The sequence below is a fragment of the Clostridium senegalense genome (assembly GCF_018916625.1).
GTDB classification, from domain to species: Bacteria; Bacillota; Clostridia; order Clostridiales; family Clostridiaceae; genus Clostridium_J; species Clostridium_J senegalense.
Genome location: NZ_JAHLNC010000001.1, coordinates 378,285 through 397,845, shown reverse-complemented (window position 1 = coordinate 397,845; position 19,561 = coordinate 378,285). Strand labels below are relative to the sequence as shown.

At 25.1% G+C, this 19,561-nt stretch carries 16 protein-coding genes and 2 riboswitches; of the genes, 11 read left to right on the top strand and 5 right to left on the bottom strand.

What is annotated here, in order from left to right:
- Window positions 1–83 precede the first annotated feature (83 nt).
- Window positions 84–869: an HAD family hydrolase gene (locus KQI36_RS02010; protein ID WP_216449437.1), complete on the bottom strand. Its 786-nt coding sequence runs from the start codon at window positions 867–869 to the stop codon at window positions 84–86.
- A 700-nt stretch (window positions 870–1,569) separates the two neighbouring features.
- Here KQI36_RS02010 and KQI36_RS02005 point away from each other — a divergent pair.
- Window positions 1,570–1,716, top strand: a complete 147-nt coding sequence (locus tag KQI36_RS02005; RefSeq protein WP_010292536.1) for a hypothetical protein — start codon at window positions 1,570–1,572, stop codon at window positions 1,714–1,716.
- 64 nt (window positions 1,717–1,780) lie between these two features.
- Here KQI36_RS02005 and KQI36_RS02000 read toward each other — a convergent pair whose 3' ends face one another.
- The 3 genes from KQI36_RS02000 to KQI36_RS01990 are packed head-to-tail and all read right to left on the bottom strand — an operon-like array spanning window position 1,781 to window position 4,302.
- Window positions 1,781–2,614 (bottom strand): MetQ/NlpA family ABC transporter substrate-binding protein, encoded by an 834-nt coding sequence (locus KQI36_RS02000; protein ID WP_216449436.1) that lies wholly within the window; start codon window positions 2,612–2,614, stop codon window positions 1,781–1,783.
- 18 nt (window positions 2,615–2,632) lie between these two features.
- The gene (locus KQI36_RS01995) at window positions 2,633–3,238 is read right to left on the bottom strand and encodes a methionine ABC transporter permease (protein WP_081496265.1); all 606 of its coding nucleotides are present in this window, start codon (window positions 3,236–3,238) and stop codon (window positions 2,633–2,635) included.
- Window positions 3,239–3,267: 29 nt separating this feature from the next.
- Window positions 3,268–4,302, bottom strand: coding sequence for a methionine ABC transporter ATP-binding protein (locus KQI36_RS01990; protein WP_010292530.1), 1,035 nt, complete (start codon window positions 4,300–4,302; stop codon window positions 3,268–3,270).
- A gap of 116 nt (window positions 4,303–4,418) precedes the next feature.
- A riboswitch (SAM riboswitch) is annotated at window positions 4,419–4,519 on the bottom strand.
- 67 nt (window positions 4,520–4,586) lie between these two features.
- A riboswitch (SAM riboswitch) is annotated at window positions 4,587–4,688 on the bottom strand.
- A 174-nt stretch (window positions 4,689–4,862) separates the two neighbouring features.
- On the opposite strand from KQI36_RS01990, the gene KQI36_RS01985 reads away from it, so the two are divergent.
- The 3 genes from KQI36_RS01985 (at window position 4,863) to KQI36_RS01975 (ending at window position 7,357) form a co-directional block, all read left to right on the top strand.
- Complete coding sequence (locus KQI36_RS01985) at window positions 4,863–5,630, top strand: polysaccharide deacetylase family protein (RefSeq protein WP_216449435.1); 768 nt, start codon at window positions 4,863–4,865, stop codon at window positions 5,628–5,630.
- A 222-nt stretch (window positions 5,631–5,852) separates the two neighbouring features.
- Window positions 5,853–6,641, top strand: coding sequence for a YhfC family intramembrane metalloprotease (locus tag KQI36_RS01980; RefSeq protein ID WP_010292524.1), 789 nt, complete (start codon window positions 5,853–5,855; stop codon window positions 6,639–6,641).
- A gap of 182 nt (window positions 6,642–6,823) precedes the next feature.
- Window positions 6,824–7,357, top strand: a complete 534-nt coding sequence (locus KQI36_RS01975) for an isochorismatase family protein (protein ID WP_216449434.1) — start codon at window positions 6,824–6,826, stop codon at window positions 7,355–7,357.
- Between the two features lie 72 nt (window positions 7,358–7,429).
- Here KQI36_RS01975 and KQI36_RS01970 read toward each other — a convergent pair whose 3' ends face one another.
- On the bottom strand, window positions 7,430–7,930 hold the full coding sequence (locus KQI36_RS01970; protein WP_216449433.1) for a GNAT family N-acetyltransferase: 501 nt from the start codon (window positions 7,928–7,930) through the stop codon (window positions 7,430–7,432).
- 564 nt (window positions 7,931–8,494) lie between these two features.
- Here KQI36_RS01970 and KQI36_RS01965 point away from each other — a divergent pair.
- The 7 genes from KQI36_RS01965 (at window position 8,495) to KQI36_RS01935 (ending at window position 19,529) form a co-directional block, all read left to right on the top strand.
- Entirely contained in the window at window positions 8,495–9,211 is a 717-nt protein-coding gene (locus KQI36_RS01965) for a metallophosphoesterase family protein (protein WP_216449432.1), read from the top strand.
- A gap of 274 nt (window positions 9,212–9,485) precedes the next feature.
- Complete coding sequence (locus KQI36_RS01960) at window positions 9,486–10,286, top strand: hypothetical protein (RefSeq protein WP_010292511.1); 801 nt, start codon at window positions 9,486–9,488, stop codon at window positions 10,284–10,286.
- 20 nt (window positions 10,287–10,306) lie between these two features.
- Entirely contained in the window at window positions 10,307–11,425 is a 1,119-nt protein-coding gene (locus tag KQI36_RS01955; RefSeq protein ID WP_216449431.1) for an ATP-binding protein, read from the top strand.
- 9 nt (window positions 11,426–11,434) lie between these two features.
- Window positions 11,435–12,799 carry a vWA domain-containing protein gene (locus tag KQI36_RS01950; RefSeq protein WP_216449430.1) on the top strand — a complete coding sequence of 455 codons (1,365 nt, stop codon included), beginning with the start codon at window positions 11,435–11,437 and terminating at the stop codon, window positions 12,797–12,799.
- Window positions 12,800–13,100: 301 nt separating this feature from the next.
- On the top strand, window positions 13,101–14,132 hold the full coding sequence (gene mnmH, locus KQI36_RS01945) for a tRNA 2-selenouridine(34) synthase MnmH (RefSeq protein ID WP_216449429.1): 1,032 nt from the start codon (window positions 13,101–13,103) through the stop codon (window positions 14,130–14,132).
- Between the two features lie 531 nt (window positions 14,133–14,663).
- Entirely contained in the window at window positions 14,664–16,607 is a 1,944-nt protein-coding gene (locus tag KQI36_RS01940; protein WP_216449428.1) for a DNA gyrase/topoisomerase IV subunit B, read from the top strand.
- Window positions 16,608–16,619: 12 nt separating this feature from the next.
- Window positions 16,620–19,529 carry a DNA topoisomerase IV subunit A gene (locus KQI36_RS01935; protein ID WP_216449427.1) on the top strand — a complete coding sequence of 970 codons (2,910 nt, stop codon included), beginning with the start codon at window positions 16,620–16,622 and terminating at the stop codon, window positions 19,527–19,529.
- Window positions 19,530–19,561: the final 32 nt, after the last annotated feature.

Here is a 19,561-nt window from a genome sequence, read left to right as displayed (position 1 = left end):
ACATTATAATTTTAATAAGTTTTTTTATAAATTAGTATATAGTAAATATTATCTTAAAACTACGTAAAATTAAAAAGAAACAGTTATATAACTGCTTCTTTTATTGCTTTAAGTACACCACATTCTTCATTTGTATCTGTTAGATAGTTACTAACTTTTTTTACAGCATCCACAGCGTTTCCCATTGCATAACTATATTTACATGCTTTAAGCATTTCTAAATCGTTATAGTAGTCTCCAAATGCCATACTTTCACTAAAAGAGATGTTAAGTTTATTTTGTAAAAACTTAATAGCAACACCTTTATTAGCATCTTTATTCATAATATCAAGCCAAATATTACCTGAAGTTACAACTTTGAGCTTGTCTTTATATTTTTCATTAAAAATTTCATAAGAGTTTTCATTAGCCCCATTAAAGTCACATAAAGTAAATTTTAAAATTTCATCATCTATTGTAGCTATATCATCTACAATTTCTACATTTTCAAAGTATTTTTTAATTTCATTTACTACAGATGATTTATTGGTTTGTAAATAAGCTGCCTTTTTTCCACATAGAAGAATATAACAGTTGTCAAAAGTAGCAGCTAATGAACATAATTCAGGTATTATGTCTTTAGAAATACAATTTGAATATAATTCTTTACCATTTTGAACAATGTAAGTTCCATTTTCAGCAGCGAAAATAATGTTATTTTTTACTTTATCAAAAGTTTTAACTAAATTATGATATTGTCTTCCAGATGCAGCTACAAAAATTATGCCTTTAGAATTTAGTTCAGAAAGCACAGAATAAAATTCTAAAGGTAAAATACCGTTAGAGTCTAGTAAAGTTCCATCCATATCGCTTGCAATTAATTTTATCATATTGATCACCTTTTCTTAAGTTTGTTTATTAATTTATCTAAATGTGAGAATTTAAGATTAATATATAAGTTATATATTAAATTTAATTCCTACTTGCTTGTTTCATTGAAGTTATAGGGTTCCAAATTTATTCATTTATCAAATGAGAAAACTCAAATTAATATTTTTTCAATAACTAACAGATTATTTTAGTTAAAAGTTAAGAGTGAATAGTGAACAGTTGTGGTTATTACTACTCACTTCGTTCCTAGTAATTTCCAACGTATCTTTTTATAAATTTGTAAAGCAAATTATATTGATATATTTTTTAAAATCATTTTCAGAAAGTGGTTACCACTTTCATCCTAAACTCATAATTCTTAAGTAAATATATTTGCACTTATTTTTCTCAACTGATAACAAAAATTTATTCAATAACTTTAGAAAGTTTTTATACAAAATGTAGTGTTAAATTTTAAGTAATTCGGAGCATGTCTCACTATTTTAGGTATCTAAGTTTTGGAATGGATAATTTTAAAAGTCAAATTGAAAACCTATATTTAATGAAATTTATGTTTTCAATTAATTATAATATAAAATATTTTAAAAATAAAAAGATTAACTAAAACGAATAATCAGAATATATGTATAATTTTTTCTCCAATACTGATACTATTTATGAGATATATTTAAGATTTAACACATGAAAGGAGTGAATAATATGTCACATAAGAATAATAAGAACAGTAAGGATAATAAAAAAGCAGGTCAAAAGACTAAAAAAGAATTAGAAAAAATGAATATGGAAACATCAAATGAAGTAGGTGTTTCTAAGGAATCTAAAAAATTAGGAAAATCACTTAAATAGCTGAATATATTTTAAAAGGGTATGAATAAAATTCATACCCTTTTAAAATATATAAGAAAAATTATTAATTAGCAGGAAGAATAGCATTGCCATATTTATCGTCTATAAAATGTTTTGTTTCATCACTTTTAAGAAAATCAACAAGCTCTTTAAGTGCATTATTGCTCTTGTTTTCAGAAGTGGTAGCTATAATATTAACGTATTCATTTATATCAGATATATCTTCTGAAAATAATGTAGACTTAGTATCAAGTCCAGCATCTAATGCATAGTTTCCATTTATAATTGCAATATCAACATCTTCTAGTATTCTTGGAAGTTGAGAAGCTTCTATAGATTTAATTTTAAAATTTTTCAAGTTATCTTTTATATCTTTTTCTGTTTGTATAGTTTTATTAGAATCTTTTAGTGTTATAAGTTTTTCTTTTTCTAAAAGTTTTAATGCTCTTGTACCGTTTGAACCATCATTAGGTATAGCTATAGTAGAACCTTCTTTTAAGTCGTTTAAATTAGTTATTTTTTTTGAATATGCAGATAAAGGTTCACCATGTATTTCACCAATTGAAATTAAATCAGTACCATTATTTTTATTAAAATCATCTAAATAAGGTTTATGTTGAAAGAAATTAGCATCTAATTCACCAGAATCTAGAGCTTTATTTGGTACAACATAGTCTGTAAATGTTTTAATTTCTAAATTTATTCCTTTATCTTTTAATTTTGTTTTTGCAAATTCTAAAATTTCAGTATGGGGCACTGGAGAAGCTCCTATAACTATAGTGTTTTCATTAGAATTAGTTTCTTTTGAAGAATTTTTAGAATCACTATTAGGTGAACAAGCTGTAAAAATTATTAAAGATAAAGTTAATAAGATTATTGTAAAATAAGATTTTTTCATAAATAAATACCTCCTAAATTAAAAAACTTTTTTGTTTGATTTTTTACATAAGTAATTCCCAATACTTTGAATAAGTTGAACTACTATAATTAAAATTAAGATTGTTAATAAGACAATATTGTTGTTATATCTCATATAACCTTCTCGTATAGCATAATCACCAATACCTTCGCCACCAACTGCACCAGCCATAGCGGAATATCCTATAATATTTATTATTGTAAGAGTTATGCCAGATATAAGTGATGGAATTGCTTCACGGAGCATTACTTTAAAGATAATTTGCATATTTGTTGCTCCGCAAGATAATGCAGCTTCTATAACACCAAAAGGAATTTCTTTAAGAGAACTCTCTATAATTCTTGCCGCAAATGGAGCAGCTGCTATAGAAAGAGGAAGAATTGCCGCAGTAGTTCCAATGGTTGTTCCAACTATAAATTTAGAAATAGGAAATAATGCAACTATTAAAATTATAAAAGGAATTGACCTAAATATATTTATTATAGTATCTAAAAAAGAGTTTAACTTTAAGTTTTCGCATAAATGGTTCTTACTTGTTATTACTAAAATAATACCAATCGGAAAACCTATAATTAAAGAAAAAATAGTTGAGAAAAATACCATGTATAGTGTTTGTAGTAAAGCATAAATCATTAATTAAGAACCTCCCATCCTATATCATTATTAATTAAATAATTACGTATATCATCTAAATTTTCATTAGAAGCAATGTTTACAATAAGATGACCAATTTGAATATTTTGAACAATATCTATGTTCCCAGAGATAATATTTATATCCACATTAAATTTCCTTGAAATATGAGATATTGTAGATGTTGTTGTATTAGATCCTAAAAATGTAAGTTTAACTATAGAATGTGAATTCGTACAGCTATCTTTTATAGAACTAGGAATATTAATATTTTGATTTAAAAAATTTTTAGTTATATTAGAAGTTGGGTTTGCAAAAATATCAGTTACATAACCTTGTTCTACTATTTTTCCTTTATCTAATACAGCAACTTTATTACAAATAGTTTTAATAACATCCATTTCATGTGTTATTAAAATTATAGTTATATTAAATTTTTCATTTATAGATTTTAAAAGAGATAATATTGAATCTGTAGTACTAGGGTCTAAAGCAGAAGTGGCTTCATCACATAAAAGAACTTTAGGATCATTAGCTAATGCTCTTGCAATACCTACCCTTTGTTTTTGTCCACCAGATAGCTGAGAAGGATAAGAATCTTTCTTATCATAAAGGTCAACTAATTTTAAAAGTTCATTAACTTTTTTAGTTATATCACTATCAGACATCTTATTTATTCTTAAAGGAAAAGCAATATTTTCAAAAACAGTAGAATTCATAAGTAAATTAAAATTTTGAAAAATAACACCTATTTTTTTCCTTATAGAAATAAGCTCTTTATCAGATAAATCTAATATATTTATAAAATCATTTGTATTTTTAGAATCTAATATATTTTTAAAAAGGATTTCTCCTTTAGTAGGTTTTTCAAGTAAATTGATACATCTTAGAACTGAAGATTTACCTGCACCACTAGGACCAATAATTCCAAATATGTCGCCTTCGTTAATAGTTAAATTTAAATTTTCAAATCCAATAATCTCTTTTAAATTTTTAGATTTATATATTTTAGTTAAATTATTAATTTTTATCATATTTATTTTCACATCCTCAATGTAATTAGTTTCAAAACTATAAAAATAGCATACTGTATATATGTGCTAAAATTTAGCAATAAAAAAATCCCCTCCAAAAGATAAGAAGGGGATTTTTCTTATCTTTCGGTAAAAACCGCTGGAATTAGCACCTTGCCTAATGAAAGCTGGTTGCTGGGCATCATAGGGCCAGTCCCTCCGCCACTCTGGATAAGAGTATTTAAATTTATATATTTAATTTTAAAAACAAAAAAACCTCTTTAAAGATAAGAGGATAAATATAAATCTTATCTTTCGGCATAACACCGCTGGAATTAGCACCATGCTTTAAAAAGCTGGTTGCCGGACGTCATAGGGCCAGATCCCTCAATCACTCATAATAAGAAACCTATTAAATTTTAACTATATTTTATATTATATAGAAAACAATTAAAATGTCAACATTATTTTTACATTAATACATATAATTGAACATTCTTTAGCATATAAAAAATAATAATACTAATAATAATATATGAAATTGAAGAATTTGAAAAACATAGAAAGGAAGAATAAAAAATATGAAGAAAAAGAGTTTTTTTTTATTTGTAAGTATTATTAGCGTTGTTATTTTTACATCTATAAGTGTTTTTGCGATTTCAGATGATAGTGAATGTAAAGATAATAAAAAAATAGCATATTTAACTTTTGATGATGGACCAACAGAAACAACATTAGAAGTTTTAAAAATTTTAGATGAGGAAAATATTAAGGCTACATTTTTTGTTATAGGGAAATTAGTGGAGGAAAATCCTAATATCTTAAAAGAAATCAAAGAAAAAAATCATAGTATATGTGCTCATACATATACTCATAACAATAATAATTATAACAGTGCTGATGTTTATTTTAATGATTATGAAAAAGTAAAAAATGTTTTAAATAAAAATTTGGATAAAAAAAATTTTGAGTTCATGAGAATGCCTGGTGGGTCAAGTACAGGAATACCACAAAAATTAACATTAAAACAAATTAGAGATGGTTTGGTTAATAGAAAATTAGATTATGTAGATTGGAATGTGTCTATTGAAGACGCAATGGGAATAAACATTCCGGTAGATCAATTAATATCAAACTATTTTAAAGCTATGAATAGCAAAAATATTGACAAATCAAGAATAATAATTCTGATGCACGATGGTGCTTCAAATAAAACCACTCCAAAAGCATTAGGAACAATTATTAAATCTTTAAAAGAGCAAGGGTATGAATTTAAATCTTTAGATATGATAGATGAAAAAGAACGTGAAATTCTTATAGAAAAAAAATTAATAAATAGATATAATTAATTATTAAAAATATAGAACTACACTAATTATATACAAAAAAATGTTGTTTTTTTATCAATAAGTTACTTTATAATTAAATTGTAACAAATCTATGATACTATGTATAATAAACAAAAAACTAAATAAAATTTTAGAAAAGAAAATAACTTCATTAAATTTTTAAAATATAATTGTATCACAATATTAAATGCTTTAATTATAATAACTTAAGGAGATGATTCAGTGGTAAGTGGAAGTTCTATATTTTTTATGATAATTACAATTGTATTAAGTACTATTGTGCCAATAGCACTTATAGTATTTTTAAAAAAGAAATATAATATATCATTAAAATATGTAATAGTAGGGGCAATTGCTTTTTTATTGGCAGTTAAATTATTAGAAGGATCTATACATCAATATGTTTTATATAATAATGAAAAAACTGCTACATTTTTAAGACAACCAATGGCATATATGCTTTACGGTGGTCTTATGGCTGGAATATTTGAAGAAAGTGCGAGGTTTATATGCTTTAAGTGGATTTTAAAAAAAGATAGAAGTTTTGAAAATGGGCTAGCCTATGGATTGGGACATGGAGGAATAGAGGCATTTTTAATAACTGGAGGTATGTATATAAATAATCTCATAACAGCAGTTCAGATAAATACAGGTAATTTTGAAAATTTATTAGATAAGGTGGATACTAATACAGCACAAACATTAATGTATATAAAAGAACAAATGATTCAAATGCCATCCTATACGTGGATTATAGCAGGAATAGAAAGGTCTAGCTCACTTATAATTCAATTAGGATTATCGCTTTTAGTTTTGTATGCAGTAAAAGAAGAAAAGATAAAGTATTTATTCTTAGCTATAATATGTCATGCAGTTATAAATTTTCCAGTTGCATTATATCAAGTTAATGCTATAGAGAATATAATATTCTTAGAAGAATATTTAGTAATAGTTGCTATAATAATTTTATTTATAATAATAAAAACTAGAAAAAAATTAAAAAAAGTATAATTAAATTAAAAAATAAAGGCAATATTATATAAAAACACAAAATAAGTTCTTGTAATGATTTTATTTTAACTTATAATATTAAAGAGATAGAAAATAATAAATAATCATATGAAAAGTAGGTTGATTGTTTTCATCAATTTATTTAGTTAAATGTTTAAAGGAAATTATGAGGTGAATATAATATGAGAGCATTAATAGTAGTAGATATGCAAAAACATATTTTAAGTCAAAAAAATTTTAAGGAAGAAAAAGAAAAAATAAAGGAAATTATCAATATATGTAAGGCTAAAGGTGATAAAATAATATTTACAAAACATGAAGACCAAGATGATGAAAGTCCATTTAATAAAAATTGCGACAGAGGAAATATACATGAAGAATTTGTAGACTACTATGATGAATTAGTAATTAAAACTACACCAAGTGCATTTTTTAAAACAAATTTAGAAGAAATATTAAAGAAAAATAATATAAATGAAGTTATAATTGTAGGTTTTAATACAGAATTCTGTTGTATGTTTACGGCAATAGCAGCTTTTGATAGAGGGTATACAGTTACTTTTATAGAAGATGCTACAGGAACTGTTAATAGTTCTGAAACCTATGATATGGAAGATTTAGATATAAAAGATTTAGTTGGATCGGTGTTAAACTGGTCTGGAAAAATAGATGTTTTGTATTTAAATGAATTTTTAGAATTAGAAAATGTAAAATAAATAAAACAGTGTATGTTAAAATAATTTTAATCATACACTGTTTTTTATATAAAATAATACACACTTGCAAAATTAACAATTTAATGAAGCAAATACTAAAATATCGAAGAAATTATCATTGTTAAAATAGGACATTTTCTTTATCCCTTCTAAGTTGAAATTTAAATCTTCTAATATTTCTTTTGCTAATAGATTAGAACTACAAATATTACATTCTAATCTAATACAACCTTGTTTAAAAAGTTCTGTTCTAAACAAAATTAAAGCTTCTTTTATAAGTTTAGAATTATTATCAGTTATTACAAAATCTATATCAGCAATTTTCCCATTATTAAAAAATTTACTGTGTATATAACCTATATGGCTACTTGTTGCTTTTAATGTTATAAGTAAATATATCTCATCATCTTTAGAAATACTATTTTTTATCTTTTCTTTTTGAGCATTTCTTGATACTTCAGCATAATTTAAAATAAAATTCTTATTTTTTTCTCTAAGTGCATAAATAAAATCTGAGTCCTTAAGTATTAATGGTCTTAAATACAATTTATCATTTTCACAAAACATATACATAAATTTAGCCCTCCAATGTATAGCAATTAATATGAGTAAATTAATAATTTAGTCCACAGCGTATAAGTCATAAGTCTCAAAAATATATTAAATTTTAAATACAAATAGATAAAATCATATCTATTTAATTCCATAGGAACATTTTAGCATTAAATTCAAAATATTGAAACTATCATGTTAAATGTTAAAAGAAATTTAATTAATATAGGGATACAATCTAAAATTTATACATCAAATTTTTTTATCAGTTAAGAAAAATAATAACTATCAGTAAAATATTAATTTGAAATTTTCTAGTTTGATAAATAAGTTTAAAATTTAACTTGGAACCTTAGATTAGTTTGAAGATTAAAGTTTAATATTAGAGAAATTATATGGTATATTTTTAAATATATATGGATAAAATAGTATAATGAATAAAATGTTAATTGCATATAAAAATTGTTAAAAATAGTAAAAATAATTGTTTAAAAAATTTTAAGTGATATAATATATACAAATAACTATTTGGAAAATTTAGAAAATTAAGTATTATTTCAATGAAACAGCAAAGGAGAGTAGTCTATGGGGAAGGAAAAAGTATTAGTTATTGCTGATATTCATAGTAATATGGAAGCTTTCAATGTTTTTTTACAGTATGCAGAAAAAGAAAATGTAGATAAAATTTTGAATTTAGGTGACTTTATACAGGAAGGACCTAATCCTTTAGAAGTTTTTGATATTGTTATGAATGATAAGAGATTTATAAATATTTTAGGAAATACTGATTATTCAATAGTTACTAATTGTTGTGAAGAGTTTACTGACGGTGAAAAGGAACATCAAAAGTGGAATGTTAAGCTTTTAGGTGAAGAAAGGATTAACAAATTAAAAACTGTTCCTACAGAAAGAATAATAGAAATAAAGGGAAAAAAAATTCTTATGGTTCATTCAAGGATAGATAGTATGAATGAATTACCGCTTCTTTATCAGGAAGTAACTTTGGATAAATTTACGGAAGATTATGGAGATGTTTGTGATTATGTTTTAATTGGGCATAGTCATTGCCAAACACTTATTAAATATTGGACAGGAAAACCTATAATAAATCCAGGATCTATAGGATGCTCTAGAGATGGTGGTCATGTAAGCTTTGCAGTTATGGAATTTAGTGATGATGGAACTGTAGACATTTCTTTTAAAAGTATAAAATATAATATAGACAAAACTATAATGGGATTTTTTAATGAGAATGTTCCAGATAAAGATAATATATTAAAATTATTTTATAATTTAGGATAACTTTAATATATCTAAAAAGAAAATAAATAATTTAGAAATGTAAAGGTTAGCATAAATATATTCTATTAATGTACTTTATTTATTATATATAAGAATATAATAACATTAGTCAAAATTTAAAAAGTGTACTTGTGATATACACTTTTAAAGTTTTGACTTTTATTTTTGTGTGAAAATATAATTTGAACAAATAGGAAAAAAAATATATAATTATAACATAACGGATAATTATTATTAATAAGTAATGGTTAAGAAAAAATATAGAGGTATTTGTATGAATGAAGAAAAAATTTTAAGATTAATAGAAGAAAATCCTATAATAATAAAAAATATAAGTAATCCTACAGATAATATGAAAAATACAGCAATAAATAAAAATGGATTAATGATAAAATATATAAAAAATCCAAGTGAAGAAATGAAAAGAAATGCAGTAACAAATAATGTATGGGCAATTGAATTTATTGATAATCCTAATGAAGAGATACAAAAAGTTGTAGTTGAAAATTCGTGGAATACATTAAAATTTATAAAGAATCCAAGTGAAAAAATAGTAAAATTGGGAATCTTGCAAAAAGGATGGGCTATACAATATTGTGAAAATCCAAGTGAAGAACTACAAATTTTAGCTATAGAAAAAGATTATGATTCTATAAAATATATAAAAAATCCAAGTGAAAAAATTCAAAAGTTAGCAATTGAAAAAGATTATCATGCATTAAGATATATTGAAAATGCAAAGGAAAGTATTGAAAGATTGGCAGTTAAAATTAATGAAGCATCAGTGCCATTAGTTAAAGAATTGAATTATGAAAAAAAAGTATCTTTTTTAAAGGAAAATATATTAGCTATAAAATATTTTAAAGATCATATTGAGATTGAAAAAATGGAGGAGATATTAAAAGAGGTTTTTTCCAATGAAGATGTAGATGATAAATATGTTAGAGATTTTTTGAATTGTAAGTCAATTGGTATAAATCAAAATAACATATCGATGGATAAAATTATGTTTATATACAGATTCGGTAGTGCAAAGTGTAAAAGAATTGCAGTAGATGAAAAATTAAAATATTAAAGATAAGGAAGAGTTGAAAGATGAATTTTGAAGATACATTATTAGCAGCGGAATTAATTATTGAAACTAGTGAAGTTCCATTAATAGTTGGAGAAAGTGGTATAGGAAAAACTGCTTTAGCAAAAGAGTTAGCTAAAAAAAATGATTGGAATATATTTGTTATTGATGGTAATTTGTTAAAAGAAGGAGAAATTGGGGGACTACCTACAGTTGATGAATACAAATACTTAGATGAGAATAAATTAGAACATACTGAAAAAAGAACAGTTTATGCAGTTCATACTAAGTTGCAGCAAATTCAAGAAGCTATAAATAATGGAAAGGAAGTATTGCTTTTTATAGATGAAATTAATCGTTGTGAACATACTGTTCAACAAGAACTTATGAACCTAATTTTGAATAAAGAAATAAACGGATATAATTTACATGAATCGGTGAAATTATTAGCAGCCATGAATCCTTCAAGTAAGTATGAAGATGATTTTGATTATCAGGTTATAGATATGGATCCGGCTCAAGAAAATAGATTTGTATGGCTTGAAATGGAAAGCAATGTTGAAAGTTGGATTAAATGGGCAATAAGTAATAAGTTAGATGAAAAAGTTATAGAATTTATATCTACATTTCCTGAATATTTGCATAGTAGTAAAAATGATGAAAGAATAAAAGCAACACCAAGAAGTTTTGAAAGGGTATCTAAAAGTTATAAGTTATATAAAGAAAAAAGTGATAAAATATCTAGAAAAGTATTTTTTAATATATTGAAAGGCAATGTCGGAAGTGAAATTGCTCAAGAGTTTATGTCTTTTATAGAAAGTAGCACATTACCATTAATTACTCATAAAGAAGTATTTGATGAGGAAAGTTTATCAGAAGATGTAATTTTAAGAATAAAAAATGAAAGTCATACAAGATTGTATTTAACTATAAAAAACATATTAATTTTTATGGAAAGCAATGAAATATCTTTAAAAGAAATAGAGCGTTTAGTAGAATTTATAGGATATTATCCCGTTGATTTAAAAATTGGAATTATGAAGGAGATAAAGGGACAATATAAACGTATTTATAAAGAATGTTTAAAAAATGATAATTTTGTAGAAGGATATTTTAAGACGTATAGTAGTATAAATGGATAGGTGAGGGTTATGAAAAGTTTTTGCAAAATAAAGGAAGAATTATACAATGAAATATCTAACATTCAATATATAAAGGACATAAATGATGATTTTGAAGGTAGATTCTTTAAATTAATAGATAAAATTAATTTTTTGTTAATAGATGATAGTGAAAATTTTTATGGATATTTTTTATTGAAAATGAATAGAAAAATAAAATATGATATTACATCACCTACGGCTATAACCTTAAATGTTTCTGGATATACTATATACTTTAATCCAATATTATTTTTAGTATTAGATTTAAATCAGATGAAAACTTCCATTAAACATGAAATTATACATATAATATCGCTACATTTAATAAGAGGTAAAGAATTAAAAAAGAATTTTAGTACATTGGCTATAAATATGGCTATGGATATAGTTGTGAATCAGTATCTAGACTATTTACCACCGTATGCAACAACTATTGATTGGGTAAATTTAAAGTATAATTTAGATTTAAAACCTTATAGTAGTATGGAAGAATATATTTTAGAAATTCAAAGAAAATTAGATTTATTAGATGATAATAAAGATGGTGATGAAGATGATACAAAAATAAATAATGAAATAGAAAAAAAGTATGATGTTGCTAAAACACATGAAAGTTGGGAAAAAAGTGATTTTTATGATGAAGATATTATAAAAAGCATCACAAAAAAGATTGTTAATGACTCTAAAAAGAATAATGTTGATTTTTATGTGGAAAATATACTATCAAATTTGGACTCTAATAGTAATAAAATTTCATGGAATTTATATTTAAAAAAACTTATGGGAACCTTAGAAAAGGGGCGAAAAAAGACAATAACGAGAAGAAATAGAAGACAACCTAATAGATTAGATTTAAGAGGAGAAATTTCTAATCATATTGCTAAAATTGTAGTAGCTATAGATATAAGCGGAAGTATAAGTGATGAGGAATTTAATGTAGCAATAAATGAAGTGATAAATATTGTTAAAAACTATAAATATGAAATTAAAATAATAGAATGTGACACTAAAATTAGAAGGATATATAAAGTTAAAAATTCAAAAGATATAAAGGCTAGATTAAACACTAGAGGTGGCACTAGTTTTTCACCAGTATTTAAATATGTAAATAATACAGATACAAATGTATTAATATATTTTACTGATGGAAAAGGAGAAGTGGAATTAGAAGTTAAGCCAGGAAAATACAAAACACTTTGGATTATATCAGGAAAAGCCAATGAAGTATCACTTAGAAATAAATTTGGAGTAATAAAAAAACTAAAAGATGTGAAAAGTAAGGAAGATACTATAGATATGATGGATGTAAGAAGTGATGGCTGGTCAATGAACAATCAACAACCTATATTATAATAAAATTATATTTTAAAGAACAAAATAAATTAATAAAGTAAGGTGTTTTAGAAGTTAATATGATAATTTTAAAAAGACACCTTTTTTTATTTTGTTTAATAAATTTAAAAAAACAATAATAATTATTTAAAATTTAAATTAAGCTTATGTTGACATTGGTACATTGAAACTATTAAAATATAACTTTGAGTAGAAATGTTAACAATTTATAATTCACAAGGCATAAAAAAATATATATTTTAAAATAAATATTTATTATTTGTGGACTGTGAATTGTGAATTGAAGATTTGGAGGTTTATTATGTTTCAGACCACAGAGTATAAAGAACTAAAAGGAGATTATGTTTTAGTAGATGTTAGGAGTCCACTAGAATATAAAGAAAACACTATTCCAGGTGCTGTAAACATACCACTTTTTAATGATGAGGAAAGAGCTTTAGTAGGAACTATATACAAACAGGAATCTACAGAAAAAGCCAAAAAAATTGGTATGGAAATAGTATCAAAAAAATTACCATCAATATATGATGAATTTTTAAAATTAGAAAAAAAACATAAAAAAATAGTACTTTTTTGTGCTAGAGGTGGAATGAGAAGTGGATCTTTAGTTGCATTATTATCATCACTTGGGATGAGAGTTGAAAAGATTAAAGGTGGATATAAAAGTTATAGAGGTTACGTTTTAGAAGAATTACCAAAGTTAAATGAACAAGTTAAGTATATAGTTCTTCATGGTAATACAGGGGTAGGGAAAACGGAAATATTAAAAAAACTAAAATCTGATGGATATGATATATTAGATTTAGAAGGATTTGCTAACCATCGTGGTTCTATTTTAGGATCTGTAGGGCTTGGTGATGTTAATTCACAGAAAAAATTTGAAAGTTTAATTTTAGATGAACTTAAACATAGGAATAGTGACTTTGTTTTTATAGAAGCTGAAAGCAAAAGAATAGGTAGAGTAATTATTCCAGAGTACATACATGAATCAATGAAAAAAGGAATACATATATTTGTAGATGCAGATTTAGATTTTAGGTGTAATTTAATAGTTAAAGAATATACTAAATGTAAAACATCAAATGAAGAAATCTGTGATTCAATAATTAAAATAAAAAAGATTTTAAGTAAAGAATGCTTAGAAGAATTTTGTGAGAAAGTTATGGAAAATGATTATGAGGAAGTAGTAAAAGAACTTATGGTTAAGTACTATGATCCAATGTATATGCATAGTGCTAATCAATATGATTATGATTTAAAAATTTTCGTTTCTAACATAGAAAAAGCGGCTGAAGAATTGGAGTGTTTTGTAGATAATCATTTAAAAAAGTAAGCAGCTTGTCTTTAGATACATATTTAGAGTATTAAGAGATTCACAAAATTTACAATTTGATTCAAATAACAATTATGAAAAATGGCAATTGGTAATTATTAAAATTAATATTATACTTAATTTAAAAGCAATGTAAAAACAGAATGTAACTATTGATTTTTATATTGTTTTTGTAAAGTTAAGATAAATATTAAGAGATTACTAGTTGTCTATTTTAAATTAATTTAAATTACACAATATATAAAATTTTGTATTTTAATAAAAATAGGTTATAATATATTCCTTGATGTATTTAAAATAGATTTTATAAAAAATACAAATTTTTTTCTATAAATATTAAAGTTTTTTATTTAATATTTATGATAATGAGAAGGTAAATATTTAGATGCTTATTCAAGTGAAATTTATTTATACAAAGGTTTATTTACATTTATAAGATAATAAGAATTAAAGATATATAAGAGTTTAAATATAAATTTAGAACTCTTTAATTTTGAAAATAAATAAAATAATTAACATAGGAGGCTTAAAATGAAGGAAGTTAATAGTTATGAAGTTACGGATTTGACCTCTTTGGAAAAATTAGAGCCTGTAAGAGTAAGACCAGGTATGTATATTGGTTCTACAGGAACTAAAGGATTACACCATTGTATTTGGGAAATCTTAGATAATGCTATAGATGAAGTTGCTAATGGATACGGTGATAGAGCAGAAGTTATATTAAATAAGGATAAAAGTGTAACAATTATAGATAATGGTAGAGGTATTCCTACTGGTATACATCCTTTAAAGAAAAAATCAGGAGTAGAAATGGTTTATACTGAGCTTCATACTGGAGGAAAGTTTAATAATTCTAATTATAAAACATCTGGTGGGTTACATGGAGTTGGTGCAGCTGTTGTTAATGCATTATCTTCATGGCTTCAAGTAGAGGTAATGCAAAAAGGTAAGATTTTTAGACAAAGATTTGAGTATGCATATGATAAGCAATTAAAAAGAAAAATGCCAGGTACACCTGTTACTTCTTTAGAGGCAATAGGTAATACAAAACAAACAGGAACGAAAATAACCTTTTTAGTAGACAAAGAAATATTTGGGAATGTAGACTATAAGTTTGATATTATAGATGAAAGGTTACAAGAGTTAGCTTTTCAAAACAAAGGAATAACTTTAGTTTTAAGGGATGAACGAAAAGAAGAGGCAGTAGAAAAAGTTTATCATTCGGAAAGAGGACTTTTAGATTTTATAGAGTATTTAAATGAAAGTAAAACACCATTGCATAAAGATCCTATAATTTTTAGCGGAGAAAAACAAATAAATGGATTGAATTTAGAAGGTGAAGTTTGTATACAGTTTACAGATTCAACAACAGAGTACATAGCAAGTTATGTAAATAATATTCCAACTACTGAAGCTGGAACCCATGAAACAGGATTTAAAACTGGTATGACGAGAATATTTAAAGAATGGTGTAAAAAACTTAATCTTCTCAAGGAAAAAGATAAAGAGTTTGAAGGTGATGATTTAAGGGAGGGTATGACTGCAATTGTTAAAATAAAAGTTAGCAACCCTATATTTGAAGGTCAGACTAAAACTAAGCTTGGTAATGCTGAAGCTTATTCTATGATGAACGAACTTTGTTATAATAAAATTGGAGAGTGGATTGAAGATAATAAAGAAGTTGCTACAAGCATAATGAATAATGCTATACTTGCATCACAACGTAGAGAAAAAATAAAAAAAATAAATGATGCAGAAAAGAAAAAAATAGGAAATGGAACTTCTCCTTTAGCAGGAAAAGTAGCAGTATGCACATTAAAAGATAATAGTTTTACTGAGTTTATAGTTGTTGAAGGTGATTCAGCAGGAGGAAGTGCAAAACAAGCAAGAGATAGAAGATTTCAAAGTATAATGCCTTCAAAAGGTAAAATAATGAACACAGAAAAACAAAAATTAGAAAATGTTATTGCTAGTGAAGAACTAAAAATATTCAATACAGCTATTGGAACTGGAATTTTAGATAGCTATAAAGAAGAAAATCTTAAGTATGATAAAATAATAATATTAAGTGATGCTGATGTGGATGGTTATCATATTAGAACACTATGGATGACATATATTTATAGGTATATGAGACAATTAATTCAAAATGGACATCTTTATATAGCACTTCCACCTTTATATAAGGTTTATAAAAGTGTTAAAAATAAAGAACAAAGCATTTATGTTTATAATGATGAAAAATTAGAAGAAGCTAAGAAAAAAATTGGCAAAGGTGCATTAATTCAAAGATATAAAGGTCTTGGAGAGATGAATCCAGATCAATTATGGAATACAACACTAAATCCAGAAACAAGAACACTTCAAAGGGTTACAATAGAAGATGCAGCAAAAGCTGAAAAAATGATTTCACTTTTAATGGGTGATGTTGTTGAACCAAGAAAAAATTATATGTATAAGTATGCAGAGTTTTAGGAGGGAGAATTTATGGCGAAAAAAATAAATAAAGAAATACCAAAAGATAATAATATTTTAAATACACCAATAGATGAAGCTATGCCAGAGAATTATCTTCCTTATGCAGTTGAGGTTGCAAAAGATAGAGCACTTCCAGATGTTAGAGATGGATTAAAGCCAGTTCATAGAAGGATTCTTTATGGTGCATATATGTTAAAGGCTTATCCTGATAAGCCTTATTATAAGTCAGCTAGAATTGTTGGAGATATATTAGGTAAATATCATCCACATGGAGATACTTCTGTATATGATGCAATGGTAATATTAGCTCAGGACTTTTCAACAAGAATGCCACTTATAGATGGTCATGGAAACTGGGGAAGTATAGATGGAGATAGTGCAGCAGCTATGCGTTATACTGAAGCAAGACTTTCTAATATTGCAATGGAAATGTTAAGAGATATAGAAAAAGATGTAGTAGACATGGATTTAAACTATTCTGATACAGAAAAGGAACCCACAGTATTGCCTGCTAGATACCCTAATTTATTAGTAAATGGAGTTTTTGGTATAGCTGTAGGACTTGCTACCAATATACCACCACATAATTTAGGTGAGGTAATAGATGGGGCACTTGCTTATGCTGAAAATAGTGAAATAACTACAAAAGAACTAATGAATTATATAAAAGGACCAGACCTTCCAACAGGTGGAACGCTTATAGGAAAAAATGCTATATTGGCTGCATATGAAACTGGAGAAGGAAAGGTTACATTAAGGGCGAAAACACATATAGAAGAACTAGAAAATAATAGATTAGCCATAGTTATAACTGAATTTCCATATAGAAAAAATAAAGCTAAAATACTTCAAAACATATCAGATATGACCGGAGATAAAAAACATTCAAAAGCATTAGATATAATTTCAGATATAAGAGATGAATCAGATAGAAATGGAATTAGAGCTGTTATAGAATTTAAAAAAAGTGCAACAAAAGAGCTTGTAAATAAAGTTCAAAAGTATTTGTTTAAAAAAACAGAGCTTCAATGTAATATATCATTTAATATGGTAGCTATTGCAAATGGAAAGCCTGAAACATTAGGATTGAAATCTATAATATCTCATTATATAAATCATCAAAAAGATGTTGTAATAAGAAGGACAAAAAAGGATCTTGAAAGAGCAGAAAAGAGATTTCATATAGTAGAAGGTTTTATAAAAGCTATAGGTATTATGGATGATGTTATTAAGGTAATAAGAGGATCTAAATCTAAAAAAGATGCATCTATAAATTTAATAAATAACTTTGCCTTTACGCAAATACAATCAGAAGCTATTTTAGAGCTTATGCTATATAGACTTACAGGGCTTGAGATTAAAACTTTTGAAAAAGAATATAAAGAGCTTGAAAGTTTTATGAGAAAGTTAAGAAAGATATTAAATGATGAAAAAGAACTTATAAAGGTTATAAAAAAAGAACTTTTAGAAATAAAAGATAAGTATAATGATGATAGAAGAACTATTATTGTTGAAAATGATGAAGAAGCTAAAATCGAAGTAGAAGAGTTAATAATTGAAGAAGATGTTGTAATAACACTTTCTAATGAAGGATTTGTAAAAAGAATTGCTCAAAAATCATTTATTAGAACTTCACAGGATATAAATGATATAGAGCATAGAGAAGGAGATTTTAATAAATTTCTGATACATGGTAATACAAAAGATACTCTTGTGATGTTTACTAATTTAGGAAATATGTATCAAATAAAGATAAATAATATACCAGAATTTAAATGGAAAGAAAAAGGCGAAAAAGTTGAAAGCATTATAAAAACATTAAATTTAGATAATGAACAAATAATTAATGCTTTTGTAATAGATGATTTTGAAAAAACTTTAGATGTAATGTTTATAACATCTAAAGGAATCTTGAAAAAGACAGAGCTTAGTAAATTTAATACTAATTACTCTAAGCTTTTAGCTATAAGACTTAGGCAGAATGAAAAGTTAATAAACGTGTCAATAGTAAAAAAAGATAGAGAAGAGCAGTTTATAAAAATAGAAAGTAAAAATGGATTATTATTTACTGTAGAGGAGCCTAGTTTAGAATGTACAGATAAAAATGTATTAGGAAGTGAGATATTTACTTTGCCTAACAATGATGAGGGAATAAATGCTGAATATACTGGCGAGTTTTATTTTAAAGAATTTTATCTAAGTATTAATTCTAAAAATTTACTAAGAGTATCTCAAAGAGCTACACAAGAAGATGTATGTATTTTAACAAACAGTATGGAAGAAATATTAGTTTTCACTGAAGGTGGAATTGTATATAAATTAAAAGGATACATGCTTCATAATGTAGGTAATAAAAAAGGAACTTCATTGAAAGAATTTGTAGAGGAGTATAATCCTAAAGATACTATAATATCAATCTACTCTTTTAATAAATATAATGATGACTTAAGTTTCTACTTTATAACGCAAAATGGATTAATAAAAAGAACGAATATTACAGAGTTTAGTGGAAGCTATATAGATACAATAGCATGTAAATTAAGAGGTGTAGATAAGGTTATAAAAGTTGTAGAAGATAAAGGTGAAAATGATATTATAATTATTACTAAGAATGCAATGGCTATAAGATTTGCATTAGAAAGTATAAATCCTATGGGAAGAAATGCTAGCGGTGTAACTGCTATTAGTTTAAAAGATGATGATATAGTTAGTTATGCTAAAATAGTAGATGCAAATGAAGAGATTATTAATGATGAAGTTTGTGTAGATAAATTAAATAGTAGTTTAATTCTTACTACTGTAAGTGGAAACAGTAAAAAGATATCTATAAATGAGATAGTACCTCAAAATAGAGCTGGAAGAGGTAGAAGTATAATGCAGTTATTAGATGATGAAATTGCAGAAATAAATATAGAATAAAAAAACAATAACTAGCTAATATAGAGCTTAAA

Coding starts and splice junctions, on each gene's coding strand:
- KQI36_RS01995 (WP_081496265.1), bottom strand. CDS start 3,238: ATGGTATTTTTCTCAACTATTTTTTCTTTAATTATAGGTTTTCCGATT.
- KQI36_RS01935 (WP_216449427.1), top strand. CDS start 16,620: ATGGCGAAAAAAATAAATAAAGAAATACCAAAAGATAATAATATTTTA.
- KQI36_RS01970 (WP_216449433.1), bottom strand. CDS start 7,930: ATGTATATGTTTTGTGAAAATGATAAATTGTATTTAAGACCATTAATA.
- KQI36_RS02005 (WP_010292536.1), top strand. CDS start 1,570: ATGTCACATAAGAATAATAAGAACAGTAAGGATAATAAAAAAGCAGGT.
- KQI36_RS01965 (WP_216449432.1), top strand. CDS start 8,495: ATGGGGAAGGAAAAAGTATTAGTTATTGCTGATATTCATAGTAATATG.
- KQI36_RS01960 (WP_010292511.1), top strand. CDS start 9,486: ATGAATGAAGAAAAAATTTTAAGATTAATAGAAGAAAATCCTATAATA.
- KQI36_RS02010 (WP_216449437.1), bottom strand. CDS start 869: ATGATAAAATTAATTGCAAGCGATATGGATGGAACTTTACTAGACTCT.
- KQI36_RS01985 (WP_216449435.1), top strand. CDS start 4,863: ATGAAGAAAAAGAGTTTTTTTTTATTTGTAAGTATTATTAGCGTTGTT.
- KQI36_RS01940 (WP_216449428.1), top strand. CDS start 14,664: ATGAAGGAAGTTAATAGTTATGAAGTTACGGATTTGACCTCTTTGGAA.
- KQI36_RS01955 (WP_216449431.1), top strand. CDS start 10,307: ATGAATTTTGAAGATACATTATTAGCAGCGGAATTAATTATTGAAACT.
- mnmH (WP_216449429.1), top strand. CDS start 13,101: ATGTTTCAGACCACAGAGTATAAAGAACTAAAAGGAGATTATGTTTTA.
- KQI36_RS02000 (WP_216449436.1), bottom strand. CDS start 2,614: ATGAAAAAATCTTATTTTACAATAATCTTATTAACTTTATCTTTAATA.
- KQI36_RS01990 (WP_010292530.1), bottom strand. CDS start 4,302: ATGATAAAAATTAATAATTTAACTAAAATATATAAATCTAAAAATTTA.
- KQI36_RS01975 (WP_216449434.1), top strand. CDS start 6,824: ATGAGAGCATTAATAGTAGTAGATATGCAAAAACATATTTTAAGTCAA.
- KQI36_RS01950 (WP_216449430.1), top strand. CDS start 11,435: ATGAAAAGTTTTTGCAAAATAAAGGAAGAATTATACAATGAAATATCT.